26 protein-coding genes are annotated in these 21,561 nt (G+C 38.7%); 4 read left to right on the top strand and 22 right to left on the bottom strand.

The features are described from left to right. The 7 genes from N7548_RS08305 to rimM form a co-directional block, all read right to left on the bottom strand. Positions 1-1,174 (bottom strand): condensation domain-containing protein (locus tag N7548_RS08305; RefSeq protein ID WP_263609009.1); only part of this gene is annotated, 1,174 nt, incomplete at its 3' end. A 92-nt stretch (positions 1,175-1,266) separates the two neighbouring features. Further along, positions 1,267-2,103 (bottom strand): diacylglycerol/lipid kinase family protein, encoded by an 837-nt coding sequence (locus N7548_RS08300; protein WP_263609008.1) that lies wholly within the window; start codon positions 2,101-2,103, stop codon positions 1,267-1,269. Between the two features lie 9 nt (positions 2,104-2,112). Continuing rightward, positions 2,113-3,351 carry a tyrosine--tRNA ligase gene (gene tyrS, locus N7548_RS08295; protein WP_263609007.1) on the bottom strand — a complete coding sequence of 413 codons (1,239 nt, stop codon included), beginning with the start codon at positions 3,349-3,351 and terminating at the stop codon, positions 2,113-2,115. A 220-nt stretch (positions 3,352-3,571) separates the two neighbouring features. After that, positions 3,572-4,567, bottom strand: a complete 996-nt coding sequence (locus N7548_RS08290) for a LacI family DNA-binding transcriptional regulator (protein ID WP_263609006.1) — start codon at positions 4,565-4,567, stop codon at positions 3,572-3,574. 144 nt (positions 4,568-4,711) lie between these two features. Beyond that, the gene (rplS, locus tag N7548_RS08285; protein WP_263609005.1) at positions 4,712-5,074 is read right to left on the bottom strand and encodes a 50S ribosomal protein L19; all 363 of its coding nucleotides are present in this window, start codon (positions 5,072-5,074) and stop codon (positions 4,712-4,714) included. Between the two features lie 135 nt (positions 5,075-5,209). Then, positions 5,210-5,947: a tRNA (guanosine(37)-N1)-methyltransferase TrmD gene (trmD, locus tag N7548_RS08280; RefSeq protein WP_373425193.1), complete on the bottom strand. Its 738-nt coding sequence runs from the start codon at positions 5,945-5,947 to the stop codon at positions 5,210-5,212. Further along, positions 5,941-6,423 carry a ribosome maturation factor RimM gene (rimM, locus tag N7548_RS08275; protein ID WP_263609003.1) on the bottom strand — a complete coding sequence of 161 codons (483 nt, stop codon included), beginning with the start codon at positions 6,421-6,423 and terminating at the stop codon, positions 5,941-5,943. Before rimM ends, trmD begins: the two co-directional genes overlap by 7 nt. 198 nt (positions 6,424-6,621) lie before the next feature. On the opposite strand from rimM, the gene N7548_RS08270 reads away from it, so the two are divergent. Then, on the top strand, positions 6,622-7,551 hold the full coding sequence (locus N7548_RS08270) for a GGDEF domain-containing protein (protein ID WP_263609002.1): 930 nt from the start codon (positions 6,622-6,624) through the stop codon (positions 7,549-7,551). A gap of 59 nt (positions 7,552-7,610) precedes the next feature. On the opposite strand, the gene N7548_RS08265 is transcribed toward N7548_RS08270, so the two are convergent. The 4 genes from N7548_RS08265 to N7548_RS08250 form a co-directional block, all read right to left on the bottom strand. Further along, positions 7,611-7,859, bottom strand: coding sequence for a KH domain-containing protein (locus tag N7548_RS08265; RefSeq protein ID WP_263609001.1), 249 nt, complete (start codon positions 7,857-7,859; stop codon positions 7,611-7,613). 21 nt (positions 7,860-7,880) lie between these two features. Further along, positions 7,881-8,126 (bottom strand): 30S ribosomal protein S16, encoded by a 246-nt coding sequence (gene rpsP, locus N7548_RS08260; RefSeq protein WP_263609000.1) that lies wholly within the window; start codon positions 8,124-8,126, stop codon positions 7,881-7,883. 73 nt (positions 8,127-8,199) lie between these two features. Beyond that, on the bottom strand, positions 8,200-8,433 hold the full coding sequence (locus tag N7548_RS08255) for a DUF2129 domain-containing protein (RefSeq protein ID WP_263608999.1): 234 nt from the start codon (positions 8,431-8,433) through the stop codon (positions 8,200-8,202). Continuing rightward, positions 8,423-8,818 (bottom strand): YlbF family regulator, encoded by a 396-nt coding sequence (locus tag N7548_RS08250; RefSeq protein WP_263608998.1) that lies wholly within the window; start codon positions 8,816-8,818, stop codon positions 8,423-8,425. The genes N7548_RS08255 and N7548_RS08250 overlap by 11 nt, the downstream gene beginning before the upstream one ends. Before the next feature lie 96 nt (positions 8,819-8,914). On the opposite strand from N7548_RS08250, the gene def reads away from it, so the two are divergent. After that, positions 8,915-9,499, top strand: coding sequence for a peptide deformylase (def, locus tag N7548_RS08245; RefSeq protein ID WP_263608997.1), 585 nt, complete (start codon positions 8,915-8,917; stop codon positions 9,497-9,499). 47 nt (positions 9,500-9,546) lie between these two features. On the opposite strand, the gene N7548_RS08240 is transcribed toward def, so the two are convergent. Genes N7548_RS08240 through thiI form a run of 3 tightly spaced genes read right to left on the bottom strand, consistent with a single transcriptional unit; the run spans position 9,547 to position 12,367 of the window. Beyond that, positions 9,547-10,416: a hypothetical protein gene (locus tag N7548_RS08240; RefSeq protein ID WP_263608996.1), complete on the bottom strand. Its 870-nt coding sequence runs from the start codon at positions 10,414-10,416 to the stop codon at positions 9,547-9,549. A gap of 3 nt (positions 10,417-10,419) precedes the next feature. Then, positions 10,420-11,127 (bottom strand): TrmH family RNA methyltransferase, encoded by a 708-nt coding sequence (locus N7548_RS08235; protein ID WP_263608995.1) that lies wholly within the window; start codon positions 11,125-11,127, stop codon positions 10,420-10,422. Further along, the gene (gene thiI, locus N7548_RS08230) at positions 11,105-12,367 is read right to left on the bottom strand and encodes a tRNA uracil 4-sulfurtransferase ThiI (protein ID WP_263608994.1); all 1,263 of its coding nucleotides are present in this window, start codon (positions 12,365-12,367) and stop codon (positions 11,105-11,107) included. Before thiI ends, N7548_RS08235 begins: the two co-directional genes overlap by 23 nt. An 81-nt stretch (positions 12,368-12,448) precedes the next feature. On the opposite strand from thiI, the gene msrC reads away from it, so the two are divergent. Beyond that, positions 12,449-12,892 (top strand): free L-methionine (R)-S-oxide reductase MsrC, encoded by a 444-nt coding sequence (msrC, locus tag N7548_RS08225; protein WP_263608993.1) that lies wholly within the window; start codon positions 12,449-12,451, stop codon positions 12,890-12,892. A 187-nt stretch (positions 12,893-13,079) separates the two neighbouring features. Then, the gene (gene rpsD, locus N7548_RS08220; RefSeq protein WP_263608992.1) at positions 13,080-13,679 is read left to right on the top strand and encodes a 30S ribosomal protein S4; all 600 of its coding nucleotides are present in this window, start codon (positions 13,080-13,082) and stop codon (positions 13,677-13,679) included. A gap of 36 nt (positions 13,680-13,715) precedes the next feature. Here rpsD and N7548_RS08215 read toward each other — a convergent pair whose 3' ends face one another. From N7548_RS08215 to N7548_RS08180, 8 genes are all read right to left on the bottom strand, one after another. Continuing rightward, on the bottom strand, positions 13,716-15,680 hold the full coding sequence (locus N7548_RS08215; RefSeq protein WP_263608991.1) for a M48 family metalloprotease: 1,965 nt from the start codon (positions 15,678-15,680) through the stop codon (positions 13,716-13,718). A gap of 69 nt (positions 15,681-15,749) precedes the next feature. Then, positions 15,750-16,868, bottom strand: coding sequence for an SLC13 family permease (locus N7548_RS08210; RefSeq protein WP_263608990.1), 1,119 nt, complete (start codon positions 16,866-16,868; stop codon positions 15,750-15,752). A 121-nt stretch (positions 16,869-16,989) separates the two neighbouring features. Further along, complete coding sequence (tpiA, locus tag N7548_RS08205) at positions 16,990-17,754, bottom strand: triose-phosphate isomerase (RefSeq protein ID WP_263608989.1); 765 nt, start codon at positions 17,752-17,754, stop codon at positions 16,990-16,992. A gap of 9 nt (positions 17,755-17,763) precedes the next feature. Next, positions 17,764-18,009, bottom strand: coding sequence for an HPr family phosphocarrier protein (locus N7548_RS08200; protein WP_263608988.1), 246 nt, complete (start codon positions 18,007-18,009; stop codon positions 17,764-17,766). A gap of 14 nt (positions 18,010-18,023) precedes the next feature. Next, positions 18,024-18,563, bottom strand: a complete 540-nt coding sequence (locus tag N7548_RS08195) for a helix-turn-helix domain-containing protein (protein ID WP_373425192.1) — start codon at positions 18,561-18,563, stop codon at positions 18,024-18,026. 1 nt (position 18,564) lies between these two features. Further along, entirely contained in the window at positions 18,565-19,683 is a 1,119-nt protein-coding gene (locus N7548_RS08190) for a phosphoglycerate kinase (protein WP_373425191.1), read from the bottom strand. A 178-nt stretch (positions 19,684-19,861) separates the two neighbouring features. Continuing rightward, a complete protein-coding gene (locus N7548_RS08185; RefSeq protein WP_263608985.1) occupies positions 19,862-20,278 on the bottom strand; it encodes a competence protein ComK in 417 nt (138 codons plus the stop codon). A gap of 33 nt (positions 20,279-20,311) precedes the next feature. Next, the gene (locus N7548_RS08180; protein ID WP_263608984.1) at positions 20,312-21,427 is read right to left on the bottom strand and encodes an ABC transporter ATP-binding protein; all 1,116 of its coding nucleotides are present in this window, start codon (positions 21,425-21,427) and stop codon (positions 20,312-20,314) included. Positions 21,428-21,561 lie beyond the last annotated feature (134 nt).

The following is a 21,561-nucleotide window of genomic DNA, read 5'->3' as shown; positions in this document are numbered from 1 at the left end:
CTTTCTTAGTGACCAAGTTCGGTAGTTCTTCAGGCAATAACATAGAAATTTCAGCCAACACATGGGTTGAAGTCATTTGTTCGAGAAGGTATTCGATACGCTTATATAGCCGTTCAATCATGATGTCTGAGTAAACATCCATCTGATAATCAAAATAGAGTTTGACTTCATTACCTGTCAAGACATTGATGACCAAAGCTTGATCCAAATAAGGATAAAACAAGGGTTCAATCGGTATATCTTCTTCGTAATTCAGGTTTTGATTGATGAAGGTCATATCAAACAATTGAGCCGTTTGATGATGGGTTTTAGCGTTTACCAACAACGCTTCAAAATCGATGAAACGACGTCTTAACATCGCTTTTTGAGTGATATCGATATGGTTTAGAAAAGCCTCTATGGTGAGAAATTCCGATGGATTCAAATGTACTGGATAAGCTTGTGAGAATAGTCCAATCGCGGTTTTCTCTTGACTGCGTCTTTGACTTAAAACCTTGCCATAACGGATGGGTTTCTGCGGGTTTAGATATTGGATGTATAATGCCAAAGCAGCTTCAATCCATAAAGCGATGGGTTGGATATCGTTCAATTGATGATGGATTATCGAATTTAAAATAAATGATCTTCTTTTCGCTGGATGGACCCCTGAGGTTGGGTGATACGGCTTAATGAATGTTGGTTTTATACAAGATACTTTGGACTCGTAGTACTGTTGTGCCTCCAATGGTATTTGAGCTTCTTCTAATGGTTTCATGAATGGCTCAACCAGTTTGTTTTGTAAAATGTGGTAAAGACCTTTCATCAGCAACTGTATCGAAGTACCATCGACCAATACATGACTCGCGACAAACACCAACCGCTTTGTTTCGATTTCAATGGCGAAACGATACCAAGGTTGATTGGATTGAAATGGTGTTTCTAAATAGGATTGTGTGTCCGATGCATGGATATATGTCAATGTAGGTTTTGTTTCTGATGGTACCCAAACAGGGTTAGGATGGGTCGTATCCACGGTTTGGTTGAGTTCATCGATGGTGTGAAAAAAGGATTCGATGGTTTTGACATCGCAATCGATCTTTGATATATCTAAAAAACACCCAATCTGTGTTGGATAGTGGGTGTATTGTTGTGATGCGTGAAGCATATTCAGTTGTAATCTACTGAGTGCCTTCATCGTTTTCACCGTTTGAGATATTTATATAATAACACAATTTTAGTATAGAAAAAAGATGCCTATGGGTCTTGTGAAGACTAGGCATCTTTTATTTATCTTTGAATGTGCATGGATTGTACGTGATTGACCGATTCACCGTCTTTTTGAAGAAATGAAACCTTGCCGTATGAGACATCCATGGTTTTACCCTGTATGATGGTTACCCAACGTTTAAACCACACGTGTTTACCAAAATAAATGGTTGGAAATATGAGGAATAATACAAATCGAGGGACACGGTGAATGATTAAAAACTCCAATAAATCATCGCCGCGAACAGAACTTGGGGAGAATTTCATGCCACCACCCATGTATACCGAATTCGCTGCGAGGATGAACCATACCTTTTTGTAGGTTTTGGTGACCCCATCGATGGTTACGGTTGCGTCAGAAGGCTTATAGGTTAAGAATGCTTTAAGGGCATTTTTGAAATAGTTCGCTGCCGATTTCTTTTTAGTCGATGTGTTGACCAAATGACACACATACGCATCCACACCAATCCCAGTACCATTTAGGAAAAGCGATTCTTCCCCATTGACCGTGACTTTTGGTAAATCCTGGATATAATCATTGATTTGAATGAGGTGTTCCTTAGAAGGGATGCTTCTAATGAAGTCATTACCAGTACCCGCTTTTAAGACATAGATGGGTTGGGTGATATCATACCCACGAATGGAGTTGACCAAATGGTGTAAAGTGCCATCGCCACCCAAAATGATGACGCGGTCTTCCTTTTCAACACTCTGGATGAAATTCGCCACCGAAGGGATTTCGAGGATGCTGTGAACAGCGGTTTCTCGACCTTCCGATTGGAGTTTTACAACCAGTTCATCGACAATGCCTTGGCTTTTACCATTACGTGATAATGGGTTATAAAGAATGATATCCATAGACCCTCCCTAGATGAGTTCCACTAATGCAAACTTCTTCTTTCCTCTTTTTATAATAACATACTTTTCAAAGTATGCATTCGACTTATTGATTTGAACTTCAAAGTCATTGATTTTCACTTCGTTTACGACGACTGCACCGCTTTTTACGAACTCTCTAGCTTCACGTTTGGAAGACGCTAATTTAGTTTCAACCAAAGCATCTAAGACGTTGATTTCACCTGTAACTGAGACAGATTCTAACCCTTTTTTCGCCATGATGAGTTCATTTAATGATAACTTAGAGAATTCACCTGAGAACAAGGATTCAGTGACGTTGAGTGCGCTGTTGAGTTTTTCTTTACCATGAACGAGTTCGACCACTTCCGCAGCCAATCGTTTTTGGGCGATGCGTTTTTCAGGTTCGAGTTGTGACGCAGCAACCAACGATTCAATCTCTTCCTTGGATAGTAAGGTTAACATCTTAAAGTATGTTAAGACATCGTCATCTGCGGTATTTAAGAAATATTGATAGAGTTCATACGCACTGGTTAAGGTTTCATCTAACCACAATGCACCGGATTCACTCTTACCAAATTTGGTGCCATCTGCTTTTAATAATAATGGTGATGACATCGCGACAGCGTCGTGTTGATCGCCTACGGTTTTACGGATGAGTTCTAGACCAGTCGTGATGTTTCCCCATTGGTCAGACCCACCGAATTGAATCTTGCAATCCAATGATTGGTATAAATGGAGCCAGTCAATGGCTTGGATGAGCATATAGGAAAATTCAGTATATGAAATCCCGGTTTCTAATCTCGCTTGTACGGTTTCTTTGGATAACATGTAATTGATGTTAAAGTTCTTACCGTAGTCTCTTAAGAACTGAATCATATCGATTTTAGAAATCCAATCATAGTTATTGACGAAAATCGCTTCTTTTTGGAAGTGTGATAGTTGAACTTTGATTTTTTCTGCGTTTTGAAGGGATTCTTCTAAGGTCAGTAATTTACGTTCACTGGTTTGTCTTGGGTCACCGATGAGGCCTGTTGCACCACCGATTAAAACCACTGGGGTATGTCCGTATTTCGCAATCAACATGATTCTGACGATTTGGACTAAATGGCCTACGGTTAAACTTTGACCAGTTGGGTCAAATCCACAGTAAAATTTTGTTTTTTGGTTGTCTAATAAATCTTTCGCTTTGGCTTCATTGGATACGTCTTTGACAAATCCGCGCCATTGTAATTCTTCAAATAATGTCATGGTTCTTCTCCTTTAAATAAAATAAAAAGCCGTCCTTAAAAATCAATCTAAGGACGACTATAAAAATCGTGGTACCACCTTAGTTCTATGGTTGCCCATAGCACTCTTTCTGTTGTTGGATCTCCAAAAGTGTAATTCAGTTTAAACCCAGCTTTGTTTTCACCAACCACAAAGTCTCTATGTTCTAAAGTTTAAGCCTACTTCGTTTTTTTCAACAATCCTATAATGATTCTCTTCTCACGATATAGTGAGGTAATACGACTTGTAGCGAGTCAAGTTGTTCTTTGTTCATGAGTTTGGTTAATAATCTCATGGCTACGGCACCGATATCATACACTGGGATATCAATCGATGTCAAGGTTGGGCGGGATAAAAGCGCATACTTCGTATTTTGGAAGCCAGCGACAGATACCATTTCAGGCACTGAACGGCCAGATTCATTCGCAATATTCATGAAGGATACAGCGATGGAGTCACGAACACCAATCGCACCATCGATGATCTTATCGGCGAAGAAGTTTGCGAAGTGTTGACGGTTAACAGAGGTCGTCCCGGAGGTTCTGAATACACGTGGCATCAAATTCGCTTCTTGCATCGCTTTGGTATATCCCAATTCTTTCTTATCGTTGACAGAATATTTTCTGACGGTAGAAAGCATGTAAATGTCTTTTTTACCCATTTCAATCATTAGCTTGGTAATTTCATACCCTGCTTTTTCGTAGTCGATAGAAACGCTAGGAACAGAACGATCATCGTTGACCACATTCGCTAAAACGAATGGGATTTCGTTTTCATCGAATAGTTCTTTGACTTTCTTCATTCTGGATGCGTCGAGTTCATCATTTAAAATCAAGACGCCATCGACTTGTTCAGCGACGATGTCGTTGATGAGTTCGATGATATTCACATCTTCGTGGGCTGAGAATAGCTTGATAGAATAACTGTACTTCATCGCGATGTCGGAAATACCACCCAACATTTCTGCAACTGAAGCTCTGGTGATATGGGAGACCAAAACACCCACAGTGGTGGTTTTACGGCTCGCTAAACCTCTAGCGATCGCATTTGGACGATAGCCAAGTTCTTTGATGACTTTTAAGACGCGTTCTCTCGTGTCTGGTTTGACTTTTTCAGGGTTGTTTAATACTCTTGATACGGTTGCTAATGAGACTCTTGCAGCTAAGGCTACTTCATAAATCGTTACTTTTACGCTCATAATTTCAACTCCTTATAACACATGTTATTATAACATGTCGTGTAAAGGCTTTCAAGCATTTCATGAAAATTTTTACATTTGTTTTCATTTTGCGTTGTAAAGCCATTAAAAAGAAAAAAACCAGCATTCACTGGTTTTAATTCCTTAGACGGATCTCTTTTCTTTGATACGTGCAGCTTTAGTGGATAATGTTCTGATGTAATGGAGCTTAGCTCTTCTTACTTTACCACTTCTAGCAACTTCTAATCTGTCGATTGTAGGTGCATTCACTGGGAATGTTCTTTCTACACCGACGCCATAGGAAATCTTACGAACTGTGAAAGTTTCACTGATACCGCCACCTTGACGTTTGATGACCAATCCTTCGAATAATTGGATACGTTCGCGGTTACCTTCTTTAATTTTGACATACACTTTTACAGTATCACCTGGATAGAAAGTTGGAACTTCCTTCATGTATGCGCTCGTAAGCTCTTGGATCAATTGTTGACCTTTTGCTCTTGCCATAGTACTCACTCCTAATCTTCCAGTGTTCATAAAGGTTTCTCTAGCGGACCACTGTGCTTTACCGGTTTAACGGCATTTCGTATTATATCATAGATATATGTCTTGTGCAAGTCTTTTTACGACTTATTCTTTATTTCATTTAGAATCTTTGTTCAATTCGTTTTTGATGGCTTCTAACATCTTTAAATCATCTTTGGTTAATGTGGCTTTTTCTAACAAATCTGGACGTTTTTGAAGCGTTTGTTTAAGCGCTTCATAACGGCGCCACTTGGCTATTTCCTGATGGTTACCATTTCTTAAAACGTCAGGGACTTCATAGCCTTCATATGTTGCAGGTTTGGTGTAATGGGGGTGTTCTAATAAACCCATCGAGAAAGAGTCATTTTCATGGGATTCTTTCTTGATCACATCATCCAATAATCGCACCACCGCGTCCGTGATCATCATGGCTGGTAATTCACCACCCGTGAGGACAAAGTCTCCCATGGATACTTCTTCATCGATGAAGTGATACACCCGTTCATCGATGCCTTCATAGTGACCTGCCAATATAATTAAATGGTCTAAAGTGGCGTATCTTTCTGCAGTCTTTTGATTGAATACTTGACCTCTTGGACTCGTGATGATGACGGTTGAATTGTCTTTTTTCAATGCTTGAATGGCGTGATAGAATGGTGGAAACTGCATGAGCATGCCTGCCCCACCACCATAAGGTGTGTCATCCACTTTACGGTGTTTTAAAACACTATAATCTCTCAAATCAATGATGTTGATCTCAACCAGTTGGATACCGACTGCACGGCGAATGATGGATTCATCCAAACAGGCTTTCAACATATCTGGAAAAATGGTAACGATGTCAATTCTCATAATAGACCCTCAATCTCTTCGATCAAAATCTTATCTTCTGTGATTGTTTTAACGAATGCATTCACGAATGGGACCAAAGACTTCTTATCGTCTTTTTCAATTTGAAGTAAATGACCTTGGGGGACTTCGATGATGTCTGTTACAGTACCAACAAAAACATCCAATTGATTGAATACCAATTTGCCAATCAAGTCTTGGTAGTGAAATTCATCCTTTTTCAATTTTGGTTTTTCATCTGTGAATAAAACCGCACCTTTCAAGTGCAATACTTGATTGATGTTATCAAAGCCTTCGAAAGAAATGATCAAATGATCAGAAGCTTCTCTAACAGTAAGTATCTTCAAATCGACGCGCTGTTCCTTGATGGTTGTGTAGATTTTTTTATTCTTTTTAAAACGATCAAAATCGCTGTTGGTTTTGACCTTGAGTTCACCCTTGATACCGTGGGTGTTGATAATTTTTCCGATTTCATATGCCATGTTATCACCTGTTTTATTATATCACAAAAAAATCATATCAAACCGGTTCAAAAAGTCGATGTTTTATAATGCTTCCGAAAAATGAAAACGGTTCCAATAAGGTTTTAACCCTTGAAAATGCAATTTCACTCTGAAAGGTATTGTAATCGGTTTCTTCTATGATATGATGTGTTTGGTAGTTATGGGAGATTATCAACCATGGTCAATACAGAAATCATTCAATGGTTACAAACTGAATACAACATAGATTTTTATAACGATATCGCGTTTTCTTCCAACAAACGGGTATCTTTTGTCATTGATATCGATGAAAAACCGTTGATGGCACGTGTCACTTCAGGACAATTATCCAGCGTTTCATTACCCGATTGGACTGACTTCCCTGTCAATGATCTATTTGCATATGTTGATGAGAATAACTTGTTAGCCGAAGTGGAAGGTAGACACAGTTTCCTCCAAAACATACGAGATAAGTTTAATACATTTGACCAAGAACTCTATTTATATATCCCGGTCAAACGCATGTATGAACCGTTATGGCTTTATATGTCCTTTACACGTCATCAAATCAAAGACAAGCACTTTGTCTTCGCTCAAGTGGTTCGTATATATGAAAAAACACCGATTGAAATCATTCATTATCAAAAGACCTATCAAGACCCACTCACTAAATTGTTTTCTAGAGAAACCCTTAAATTACACATGAATCACTTAACATCCACTCGGGATTCTTATGTCATGTATCTCGATATCGATGATTTCAAATATGTGAACGATCAGTTTGGACATCAAGCAGGTGATCAACTCTTGATTGATATCGCAAACCATTTCATCGGTACTTGGGAATACAATGTGTTGTACTATCGTTTGGGTGGGGATGAATTTTTCGTTTACTGTTACGACCACAGCTTAGAACAGATTAAAACCAGAGCAGAAAAAATCATTCATGATATTGAATCCTTAACTGTGGTTGCGAGAACGGTTGGTATCAGTGCTTCGATTGGTATCGTTCAAATCACAGACGAAAACAAGGGTTACCATAACTTGCTAAACCTTGGAGATAAAACGATGTATCAATCCAAGGCCAAAGGCAAGGGCAGTTATACCCTCTATACCCCTGAAAAATAGTCAAAAGCATCCGATTCGGATGCTTTTTTTGTGAAAAAAAAGAGATTTTCATCTCTTCTTTAGAATGCGTCAATGTCAATTTTAACGTGCTTGCCTTCTTTAGAAGCACCAGCATAAACAATTGTACGAATGGCTGAGGCAATTTTACCGCCCTTGCCAATGACACGGCCTAGGTCTTCTTGATTGACCAAAACCTGGATTGTAAGGTCACTCCCATCATCCGCAAGTGTTTTAACAAGTACATCCTCAGGGTGAAGCACCAATGGCGTAACGATATTTTTGATCAGTCCATCATAATTGATTGCCATGTTCCTCGAGCCCCCTTGGTGTTATTTTTCTAAAACGGAATACTTTTTGAATAGGTTTTTGACGGTTTCGGTTGGTTTAGCACCGTTATTAATCCATTTTGCTGCTTTTTCTTTGTCAATTTCAACAATTGCTGGATTCTTAACAGGGTTATATGTACCAATGATTTCTAGGAAACGACCATCTCTTGGTGATGTAGCTTCTGTAGCTACCACACGGTAGAATGGGTTTTTATTGGATCCGTAACGTTGTAATCTGATTTTTACCATAGTTAATTCACTCCTTTTTTATCTTTCCATATCTATTATACCGATTGAAAAGATAATGTCAAGCCTTTTTCCTTTACACTTCAAATTTGACGTCTTGTGCTTGAAGCAATGAAGGTTCGTATTTGGAAACACCCTTCATTTTTTCGAGCGCTTGTCTAACTTCTTTTTCTTTGTTCTTGTCTAAATAAATCGTGCAGTATTTTGATTTTTGTGACACATAGAATACTTTGACATCTAGTTCTTCTATTTTGTTCACGACTTCTTTATTTTTAAAATACACGATATAAGATATACGATTAACCAACATGACAACTATTCTCCTTAAATAAACCCAGTTCATTCGGTACCTTCACATGGGAAGATATGGTTTGTCCTAAGTCTCTCGACAATGTATCCAAAGTCGTTTGAATCACTTTCTCAGCTGCTAAGTATTTCTTGACAGCTTCATGTTCATAGAGCGCTCTTTTCGCAACCCCCAACACAGCGATGGTTTCTTTGAAATCGGGATGATAAGTTCCCCCAAGTGCTTGGACTTCGGTGAATTTTGCCATGGCTTTTTGATAAGCATCGATTTCATTTTTCAAATGGGTTTGCATGTAGTTCCCATAAAATAATAAGTCTTTGAAGGCATCGGTTGATTTAATTTCATCTGCAACTTCATACGCTTTTAAAATGATGGCCATACGGTCCATAACATCACCCATAAATACTATACGTTTTTTTGGTTTTTTTGTCAAAACAAGCACGACATTTTGTAAATATGTTATAATTAACATGAGGTGTTTGAAATGATTTTAATGAAAGATATCATCCGTGAAGGGCACCCTACATTGACGAGGGTAGCGGATAAGGTAGCGATGCCGATTTCCGATGAAGACAAACAAACCGTATTCTCATTGTTTCAATATGTGATCAACTCACAAGACGATGAGCTTGCGAAAAAATACAATTTAAGACCAGGTGTGGGGATTGCAGCGCCACAAATCAATGTATCTAAACGCATGTTTGCGATGCATGTCCATGATGTCGATGGCAAACTGTATTCGATGATGGTGGTCAATCCAAAGATTACCCACAGATCCGAAGAAATGGTGTATTTAAATGGTGGTGAAGGGTGTCTATCGGTTGATAGACCTACAGAAGGCCTTACCCCAAGACACTTGAGTATCAAGTTTGAAGCGTTTGTTTACGATGTGGAATCGAACGCATTTAAATTGAAGAGGGGTTCCCTTACAGGTTACCCAGCCACTGTATTCCAACATGAGTATGACCATTTAGATGGCATCATGTTTACAACCAAACTCTACCCAGAAATACCCGGTGCTAAACCTTTATTTGAAGCGTTTGAACCCGACGATGTTTTAGATGAATAACGAGGAAACTCGTTATTTTTTTATCAAAAAAAGGCGATGGGTCGCCTTTATTCAATCACTTTCTTAATCACCGTAATAAAGATTTTATGCATATCGGTCATCGACAATGCTTGATCTGGGGTGATGTGTAATTTTTGATCCATGCGTTGGTAATGGATCTTTTCTTTTTTATTTTTGGAAAATAGCCCTAAAAACTTCTTTTGTTGGTAGACTTCTTGGCGATTCTCGATATAATCCAATAAGTTGTTGTCCATCAAATAAAGACCTTTGAATTTATCTCTATTCGCTTTTTTTAAGACATCGATGATGTTCGCGACACCAAAGCCCAATAAATAGGGTTGACCGTCTTTTTCAATGTCATAGATGCGGATGATTTGGGTATTATTCTTAAGTATGCGGTAGCTGGTCGTCACACTAGAACCCAATTGGTGGACGATGGCTGGGTCAAAAACAAATTTAATCTGTTTGATTTCATTGATCAAATAAGCCACTTGACCAACCGCGTATCCCAACGGGATGGCGAAAACCAATTCGAAATGTTTTTTCTTGGTTTCATCCATCAAATATTTGATGTGTTCGACCAATAAATCGTGTTGGACGTCAAAACTATCCAAAGACGGTAACGTGAGGATTAAGTATTTAGTCCCCAGTGTTTCTGCATTTTGAAATAATAACGTTAAGTCGTTTTTGTTGATGGTGGATAGATGGTATCGATACATCGAATCGATGATTTGAAGGCTGAGTTTGTCTTTTTTCAATCGAATCGGTAAGGATTTTAAGACGTTCACATCCACGTTCAATAATGTTTGTTCATCGAAATAGCGCATCGATAGTAGTTTGATATCTAATTCATTATACAAATCTAACTGCGCATCGATTGAATGAAATTTTTGATCAAAATAACCGGTTAGACTCATATATTACACCTGCCATTCATACATGATGATTGAACCTGCCATCGCGACATTTAAGGATTCGATGTTTTTGGTTGGGATATAGACCAATTGGTTAGATAATGCCATGACTTCTTTACTGACGCCTGCACCTTCATTACCTAGAACAAGCACACATTTTTCAGGGACAATTACCGACTGAATGCTAGATGCTTGTTGGCCTAAAGCGGTGGTAAAAATGGTGTAGCCTTGTTGTTTCAAAATGTTGATGGTTTCGATTAAGGGTTGTCGAATCAAATTCGCGTAGAACAAGTTGCCTTGGGTGGCGCGAATGGTTTTGTCATTGTAAAAATCGGCTGTATTGGGTGAGGCGATGATGGTATCAAAACCAAAGCCAACTGCGCTACGGATGAGCGTCCCCACATTGCCTGGGTCTTGGACATCATCCATCATCAATATATGATTCGAGAAGGGTTTAGGTTCTTTTTTCTTCACAATCCCAATCACATTGAGTGGGCTATCTGTTAACGACAGGGATTTCATCAACGTTTCGCTGATGAGGGTGCCTTGACGGGTTGGGTCAGACGTATAAATGTCCATTTCAAAGCCTTGTTTGATGGCTTCTTCTACTGAATGTTCACCATAAATCAAAAAAGCATGATGTAAATCACGGTGTTTTTTGGTTTGAAGTTTGAGGATGTGTTTGATTTGATCATTGTCCTTCGATGTGATCATGCATGGCCTCCCACGCTTCTGTGACGGTGAATCCGTGTTGCTCCAAACGAATATCACTATTCGGTGTGATAACAAATGTCTTCGTTTGTGCAACAATTTCATCTATTATTTTATCATATTCAACCATAAACTTCTCATTGATTAACGCTTTTTTAATGTTTGGTTTGGTTGAAGAACCACTCGGGGTATAGATGGTACAACAATCCTCAAATGGCATAATCGAGATGTCATAAGTGTCGATTTGTTTAGACAGTTTGATGATATCTTGTTTATCGGTGGTTGCGAGTGGTCTGATGATGGGTATAGTGGTTACGGCTTCGATGGTATGCATCGAATCTAAAGTTTGTGAGGCGACTTGTCCAATCGATTCTCCGGTGATCAGTACCAATGCGTGTTTCTTTTGTGCGAGTTTTTCAGATACCCTAAAGAACATCCGTCTCATCACGGTAATCACATAGCTTGGCGATATTCTCGCAATGATTTCTTGGTGTAATTTAAAAAACGGTACCATATGTAAACGGAATTCTTGACGATACGCATAAACCGACATCTTTTTCGCCAGTTCAATGACTTTTTGAGCCGATTCGATGGATGTCATTGGGGTAGATTCAAAATGTATCCCCTCAACTTCAACCCCTTGTTTCATGGCTAAGAATCCAGCCACAGGGGAATCAATACCCCCAGATATGAGTAATAGTCCTCTACCTGCCACGCCTACGGGAAAACCACCTAAACCTTTTTTAGAATCTAAATAGATGAGGGCTTCGGTTTCATTGATTTCCACGTGTAAAGTAACCTCAGGGTTTCGTACATCGACAGTCACCAATTCGTGGACTTCTTTCAAAATCCCTTTGGACAAGATTTGTGTGATTTCTTGAGATGTATGGGGGAGACTCTTATCGGTACGTTTGGTTTCAACTTTGAATGTTTTCTTGGCTTTTACTTCATTTTGAATGACTTGAATGGCATTTAAAACAATCGAGTCATAGTCTTTTTCGGAGCTTTTCACAAAACTGAATGAACCAATCCCGGTAACATGCATTAAAGCTTGTTCAATCGCATTCAAGTCTTCATTTTGAATGACCAAAAAAAGCCTGTCATGACGTTTTTCAAGCGCTACATTCAAGTGTTTCGTGTTTTGTTTTAGAAGCGCGATGGCGCGTTCTCTGAATATTTTTTGATTTTTTCCTTTTAACATTAAATCGCCGAAGCGAATCAATACTTTGTCATATGTCGACATGTCATCACCAAAAACCATTTTACCATAAACTCGCGATATATTTTGATATAATGGTGTTATTGAGATAAAGGAGTATTGATGATGGAACTATTACTACAAAGCGCTGAAGCGCTATTAAAGGAAACAAAAAATAATGTATCTTTACTATCGAATGCGAGTGCATTCATCAAGGCTTATGTTCCTGATCTGAACTGGGCGGGTTTTTACTTGTATGAACAAAACAAACTCATTCTAGGGCCATTTCAAGGGCTTCCTGCCTGTGTTGAAATCGATTTAGGCAAAGGGGTTTGTGGGACTTCCTATGAAAAAAAAGAAATCCTCAACGTCCCAGATGTTCATGATTTTGACGGACACATTGCTTGTGACTCTAATTCAAATTCAGAGTTGGTTATTCCACTGTTTAAACATGGGAAAGGCATTGGTGTAATGGACATCGATAGCCCCGTTTTAAATCGATTTGATTCAGACCTCCAACACTTCTTTGAAAAGCTATCGGAGATCATCATCGATTTATATGAAATATAATTGACATTACCCACGCAATTGTATATAATATCACTTGTCGGTAAAAGCAGGCACAACAATTTAAGATTCTGATCTCTTCCCACTGGGGTAGCTAGTAACCTTTCTGCTTTAAGGCGAACACGATTTGAAGATCACCTTAATATTGAACATGCATTTTTACCACCAAATCTATAAGGAGGTAAAAATAATGAGTCGTTACACAGGTCCATCTTGGAAAATTTCCCGTCGTTTAAACTATTCCGTTTCTGAAACAGGAAAAGAATTACAACGTCGCCCGTACGCACCTGGCCAACATGGTCAACGCAGAGCTAAAGTCAGCGAATATGGTCAACAACTTCAAGAAAAGCAAAAGGTTAGATTTACTTACGGCGTTTCTGAAAAGCAATTCCATAAGACATTCGTTGAAGCTAGAAAACTCGCAGGTATTCACGGTGAAAACTTCTTGAAGTTACTCGAATCTAGATTAGATAACGTTGTTTATCGTTTAGGTTACGCAGCAACCAGAGCACAAGCTAGACAATTAGTTAACCACGGTCATTTCTTAGTTGACGGTAACAAAGTGGATATTCCATCTTACCGTTTAGTTCCTGGACAAAAAGTATCTTTACGTGAAACATCTAAAGGATTGTCAGTCATCAAGGCTGCCCTTGAAAAGATGGTATTACGCAAGGATTACGTATCGTTCGATGAAGCTACTTTAGTAGGTACATTCGTAAGATATCCAGAAAGAAATGAAATTCTACCAGACGTTAAAGAACAACTAATCGTTGAATTCTACAACCGCTAATTGAATTTAAAAAGCATCCAAATCGGATGCTTTTTTTTATTCTATGTTGTAGAAAGGCGTGACTTTTGATCGAATTTGGTTGTAGTAATACTTGCTCATATGTGTGCTTAAGTTATAGACTTCGTTATCTAACGATAATGCCATCTTCACTTTTTGGATACCCAATGTGAAACGCTCTTGGTCCTCAAAGTTAGCTGTCAAAAGTAAATGGTTTTGTTGGAACCCATCATTGTAGGTTTCTTTAAATAAATAGGCTGAATAGGCTAAATTCTCGCCTTGAATGGTATCTTTGATGAAATCCATCACAGTATCGTCATAGCTAAATGGGGTGATTGACACCAGTTTTCGTCGTTTAGTAGTATATAAACCCTTCGAAAAGGCAAGCTCAATCAAATCCAACATCTTCACCCTAAACTCATCTAATTTCTCTTGTAAACCCAAACGAACGGCAGCGTATCCAATGATTTCTAATTCAGACACAAACTTGATGGAAAGATCAATGGCTTGATATACCTCTTCAATGCCTTTGGGATCATGATATTCATTTAGTAAAAATGACCCGCGAATGTAATGAAGATAGCCCGTACCGCCATAGTGTTCTATAAATGTAGCAGACGCTTTCATGAATGCGTCTATATGACCAACATCGTATAGCGCTAGTACATAAAGATATAAACTCATTTTGTCGGTCATTGGATTTTCTTGATATCGCTCAATGGTTTTGATTGCCGGTTGATAGATATACGTATAGGTGTATTTGTAGTTATCCTTGCCTTCCGGTGGCATTTCATCAAATACCTTCAATAACGCTTGTAGTTCGGTTTCATCATAGGGGATCATCGGTTCGATCTCAAAAGTATCTACACCAAACCTTTCCATGCGTTGGAACAATGTCGGATGGGTGTGACGTTTACGAATGAGTTCTTTAGGAATTCTTTGATCGATTTCACCTTTGTGTATGGAAAGATACTCCAGGAAATCGCGAAAATCGTCTTCAAAATGTGTGGCAGTCGGTTCTTCTGTCTTTGTTAGGTTGGATTCAATCAAGGGTCTTTGCGCATAGTTTTCAAAGTACTCAATCTTTAAACCTGCACTGATATATGTCTTGTTGTAGCCTTTATCGATTAACGCCTCATCCGCTCTTAATTCAATGAATTTCGAACTGAGTTGTTTATACATTTCGAATTTGAATCGTGAATAAATGGCCATCGCTTGAAATAAATATTGGTTAAATAATTGCATCCCGCCTTCACCGGATAATCTGTCCAATAACTCGATTGAACGATACCAACGGTTCGATTTCAGTGAATCTTGATGGATCAGGTGTGCCAGTTCGTGGAGCAGTATCGTAAAGAGTTCTTCTGCATTGAGCATTTGAAGTAAGTTCAAACCAATGGTAATATGGTGTTTACCTCGTCCATAAGCGATGGTCGCGTTATTACCAGGAATAACATAAAGTACGATTGTACTAGAGACCCCCATGGTTTGATTGGCTTTATCCAAAAGGTCATATAAACGCGGGTATGCTTGTTTTGTTAGCGGGTAGCCGTATGAATTCTGACCATTTTTAAATAAATATATCGTCATGTTGGCGTAAATCATCATGAGTAGAACCAAAAATACTTGAATATCCACACCCTTTAAAACAACTGAGAACAGTACCGATGGAAATAAAATGAGTAAACTCATAATGAACCATAGATAGGTTTTGGTTAATCGATGATTTTTCTTCATCATTTCATGGATTTCTTCAATAGAGTCAAACCCTTTTAAATTGGTTTCATCGTATTTAGCTTTGAGTTTTTTTAAATCTTTGGTCATGGTTTTCTTGATTTTCATTAAACCAATCACATTACCAATGACTGTGAGTATGATGAAAAAAATCACTGTAGAAAGTCCAATGAATAGCCAAAATTCAGATAAAAAGCTCATTAAAAAGCCAATACCTATGATCAATAGTAAAATTCCAATGAGTAGTCCAATCTGTTTAACGTATCGCATGAGTTACCTCCGAATATGGTTCAATTGTATCATATATATTTGAAAAAAAATCACCTAAATCAGGTGATTTTACTTAAGTATATAGACGACGCATATAATGACAGTCATGTAAATAATACAGATGATGGTGTATTTGATGAGGTATTCTTTGAATCTTTCCGGGTATAAACGCGTGACAAATTTAAAGGTTATCAAGCTCGCTAGCGATCCAATGAGTGTCCCCATCGCCCCGATATTCACCCCTTGTAAGAGGTTAAGCATATAGGCACTTGGTGTAAAGGTGGACAGTAACACAGCTGCTGGTACGTTGGAAATGAACTGACTGGTCAAAATACCTGTGAAGAATACACTGTGTTCATTATTGAGAATGGCCTCAAAGAAGGTTTTAATGACATCCATTTGTCCAATATTGCCTGTGAAGATGAAAAACATGAAGAAGGTCATCAATAAGTGATAATCGACTTTTTTTAATAGATGTCGACCAAAGATTAGGCTGAATATCAAGACGATTACAATCGCAATCTCAGCCGGTATGAATCCCAAAACGGTAAATATCGCTATGAAGAATGTGGTGAAATAGACGTAGATTCGATAATCTTTGATCTTTACATCTTCGACAATAGGGGTTACTAGGTCTTGTTTAAAAATCAACCAAATGGAGATTAATAATAGAACAAATCCCGTGATGGTAATGACTGCAGTGCTTTGCATAAAAGCCCAGAATGGCAAATCATAATTGGTATAGAGGTAAATGTTTTGAGGGTCCCCCATTGGGGTTAAAGCCGATCCAAGATTCGCTGCTAGTGTCATCAATATAACAATGATGATCGATTCTTTGGTTCGACCAATCTTTCCCATGACAAATAACATGAAGGGCACTAAGGTTAATAAGACGGCATCGTTCGTGACCAGCATGCCTAAAAAGAAGGAAGCCATCACAATCACAAGTGCGATGGTACGCATGTCTTTTAAATGTTTGACCATCTTTACAGCAATCATCGTGAAGAAGTGTTGGTCTGTCATACCCGCTACAGAAATCATCAAGGAAAACATCACCACCAACACTTCGATGTTGATATATTCGATGTATCCTGGGTTGATTGGAACAAAGATCATGGAAATCAAAGCGACGATTAAAGCGATAAAAAAGACTTTATCCTTATATATAAAATTGAAAATAGCTTTCACAAGTAACCCCTCTAGCTGACTAAAAAAGCACGTATCCACACTCATTATACGCGCTTTTTTATTATAATCAATTGAAAAAATAAAACGCCTATTTCATTTGAAATAAGCGCTTGATTTGAGATTATTTTTTCGCTGCGTTCACGAGGGTTAAGTAGCTAGCTGCATCTAGGGATGCACCACCAACCAAAGCCCCATCGATGTTTTCTTGAGCAAGTAAACTATCGACATTCTTGGTGTTTACAGACCCACCATAAAGGATTCTTACTCGGCTTGAAACATCTTCACCATAGAGTTCTTTTAAAACGCCACGGATATTTTTGATGGTTTCTTCTGCTTGTTCAGGGGTCGCTGTTTTACCTGTTCCAATCGCCCAAATCGGTTCATAAGCCACGATGGTTTTGAGGGCTTGATGACGATCGATGTTGAGGTACGCTTTAACGACTTGGTTCTTAACCACAGCATCTGTGGTGCCAGCTTCTCTAATTTCTAGAGATTCGCCCACACAAATGATCGGGGTGAGTTCATGCTTGATTGCGGCGTGAACTTTTAAGTTAACCGTTTCATCGGATTCATTGAACATCGCACGACGTTCGCTGTGACCGATAATGACGTATTCAACGCCTGTGGTTTCTAACATGAGCGGTGAGGTTTCACCAGTAAACGCACCATTTTCAGCATAGTGCATGTTTTGTGCGCCAATTTTGATATTTTCGCCTTGTCTTTTAACCAAGTCTCTTAAAAACACATCGTTGGCACATACGACTGATTCAACCACTTCTCTGTTGGGTACTTCTTGATTGACCGCATAGATGAATTGGAGTGCTTCATCTCTGGTCTTATACATTTTCCAGTTACCTGCAATGACAGGTCTACGTAAATTATTCATAGAATCTCCTTACACTAAGATTGCTGCGATTTCGTTGATGGCTTCTTCAGCATTTTTGCCGGATGCGACAATGCGCACGTTTTGACCTTGTGGGATCGCTAAAGACATCAGTCCTAGGATGGATTTAAGGTCAACCACTTTATCCTTGTAGTGTAGTTCGATATTCACAGCATATTTTGAAGCGGCTTGAACGATTTTCACTGCAAGACTTGCATGTAATCCAGTCGTGCTTTTAACAATGACTTCTTTTTCCATATATTATCACCTTTCTAAAACATCGGCGGTGTACTAATCCAAAGCACTTTCGCCTTTTTATTCGTATGATTCATGAGGTAGTGTTCTTTATTCGCTGTATAATAGAAGGTCTCACCGCTTTTAACGATGTGTTTCTTCTTATTGACGACCAAAGTCACTTCGCCCTCAAGGACATAACCAAATTCTTCCCCTGCATGAGGATCATCCATAAATGACTTCCCATTGGGTAAGAGCTCAATCAAGATTGGCTCCATTTCATATTTTAACGCATTCGGTACAATCCAACTAACATTATGCTTTAATTCAGCATTCTCTTTTTCAAAGAAATCGCTCTTTTTAAAGACCACTTGTTCTTCGATTTGATTGCTGAAAAAGTCGGAAATATCTGTACCCAATACTTCTAATATTGAAAACAACGTATTCATGGACGGGGACGCCAAATTGTGTTCTAGCTGAGATATATAGCCTTTAGATAACTCTAGTCTGTTTGCCAGTTCTTCTTGCGTCAAACCATTTTCGAGACGTAATTCTCGAAGTTTACTACCGATGTCCATTTTACTTGTTTGCAACGATTTCAACACCTGGTAATAGTTTGCCTTCTAGATATTCCAGAGATGCACCACCACCGGTTGAAATGTGTGTGAACTTCGAAGCGTAACCAAATTGAATGGCTGCTGCTGCAGAGTCACCACCACCAACGATGGTAATTGCGTCTTGTAATTTAGAGATGGCATCACATACACCGATGGTGCCTTTTGCATAATTGGACATTTCAAATACGCCCATTGGTCCATTCCATACAACGGTCTTAGCGGTTGCTAACACAGATGCGAATAGTTCGATGGACTTAGGTCCGATGTCTAATGACATTTCGTTTGGTTGAATGTCGGTGATTGGGCCGACATGTTTAGCAGGTTCATTTTCAAATTTTTCAGTATAAGCGAAATCGATTGGTAACACGATTTTGCCTTGAGCTTCTTCTAATAAAGATTTAGCCAATGCAACTTTTTCTAATTCACAAATCGATGTACCAACTTCATAACCTTGTGCTTTTAAGAAGGTATACGCCATACCACCACCGATGATGACTTTGTCAGCCACTTTCAATAGGTTGGAGATGACTTCAATTTTATCGGATACTTTCGCACCACCCAATACTGCGACAAAAGGACGTTTAGGATTGGATACGGCACCACCGATGAATTCAATTTCTTTTTCTAATAAGAAGCCTGCAACCGTTTCTTGGATGTTTGCAGCGATCCCTGCGTTTGAAGCGTGCGCTCTGTGTGCAGTACCGAATGCATCATTGACGAATACATCGCCTAGAGATGCCCAGTATTTGCCGAGTTCAGGGTTGTTCTTCGATTCTTTGTTGCCTTCGATGTCTTCAAAACGGGTGTTTTCAAACATCAAGATTTCGCCATCTTTTAAACCGTTGATAGCTGCTTCTAATGCAGCACCTCTGGTTTCAGGAACGAATTGCACTGGCTTAGCCAATAATTCAGATAGACGTGCTGCCACAGGTGCTAAAGTAGCATCTTTCTTGTCTTCAGCAGTCTTAACTCTACCAAGGTGAGAGAATAAAATCGCTCTACCGCCTTTTTCTAAGACGTACTTGATGGTAGGTAATGCTTCCACAATACGGTTTTCGTCTGTGATTTTGCCGTCTTGCATTGGGACGTTAAAATCGACGCGAATCAATACTTTCTTTCCAGAGACATTAATATCTCTTACAGTCTTTTTTCCCATAGTTTCCTCCGTAAAATAATGTTATGGTAATCAATCGACATTATTATATCACTAGTTATCATGTTTTACTAGAAAATATCCAATGAAAATGTTATCACATCACTCAGAAAATTTGAGTTTGAACATTCTCCATATAATCATAGATTATTTTACAATATTTCATCTTTTCTTTGAATCGAGTATAGGACATATCAACTTCAATTTCATGTAAGTTCGTAAAAAGAACCACGGTTTTGGTTCCATATTTTTGAATTGAAGCGATTTTAAGGTAATTCACCCATACGGTTTCATAGTTTCTAGGGCTACCTGTTGGGATCATCAATATGTTTGAATTGATGTAAATTGGAACCAATGAATTTACCTTGAATCGCTGTTTAGTTTGTTGTAAACGGGCTTCATAAGTCGTCAACATTTCTTGACATAAAAGTTTAATTATACTAATCGGTGGCTTTTCAGTTTGTGTCTGATATTTTTCGAAAAACAGGACAGCACCTGTGGCGTTTTGATGGATATATAGCATGGTTTTATAAAAGAAAAGAGACCTTGCGGTCTCTTATTTGTTTTGGTCGAATACTAAACGTTGTTCAGTTTCTGGGTTGAAGAAATGGCACTTGTTCATGTCTAAAGCCAATTCCATCTTATCACCAATGTGGATGTCTGCTCTTGCGTCTACGCTTGCGCACACATTATTACCATTGATGTTGGTATAAATGTTGGTTTCAGCACCTAACAATTCAGCCACGTCAACTTCAATCTTAAGGATGCTGTTAGGGAATGTTTCAAACACTAACTTATCGTCATGAATGTCTTCAGGACGGATACCTAAAACGATTGGTTTTCCGTAGAATGAATTTTGTTTGATGATTTCAAGTTTGCCTTTAGGTACTTCTAGTTTTTGGTTACCAGTCACGAACCATCCGTCGTTGTTGACAACGCCTTCGATGAAGTTCATTGGAGGTGTACCGATGAATCCCGCAACGAACATGTTGTTAGGGAAGTCATAAATTTCTTTAGGTGCACCGACTTGTTGGATATAACCATCTTTCATAACAACAATACGGCTAGCCATGGTCATCGCTTCGATTTGGTCATGGGTAACGTAAATGGTTGTTGTGTTGATACGGTTATGAAGCTTAATCAATTCACCACGCATTTGTACACGTAGTTTAGCATCCAAGTTGGATAGTGGTTCGTCCATTAAGAATACTTTCGCATTACGGACAATCGCTCTACCTAACGCAACACGTTGTCTTTGACCACCGGATAGCGCTTTTGGTTTACGATCAAGGTAAGGTAATAGACCTAAGATAGCTGCTGCTTCTTTGACTTTAACGTCAATTTCATTCTTAGGCATCTTACGAATCTTAAGACCGAATGCCATGTTGTCATAAACAGACATGTGTGGGTATAACGCATAGGATTGGAATACCATCGCGATGTTACGGTCTTTTGGAGCTACGTCATTTACTAAGACGTTATCGATGTAAAGTTCACCAGCAGAAATTTCTTCCAAACCAGCGATCATACGTAATGTTGTGGATTTACCACAACCAGAAGGTCCAACGAATACGATGAATTCTTTGTCTTTAATGCTTAGATTGAAATCGAATACCGCTTGGACACCATTAGGATAAATTTTATCAATGTGCTTTAATTCTAGGGTTGCCATACAATCACTCCTCGTATAATATGTAGTGTAGATTTGGGATCAGGCCCAGCTACATATTGTTATTTATAAGATTGAAGTCCTAGTGTTATAATCAAGTCAAGATATAACCTGAAGAATCCGCTATCGCTCCTTGC

The sequence above is a fragment of the Paracholeplasma manati genome (genome assembly GCF_025742995.1).
Taxonomy (GTDB): domain Bacteria; phylum Bacillota_I; class Bacilli_A; order Acholeplasmatales; family UBA5453; genus Paracholeplasma; species Paracholeplasma manati.
Note: the sequence above shows the minus strand (reverse complement) of the source record. Positions and strands in the feature narration are given on the sequence as shown.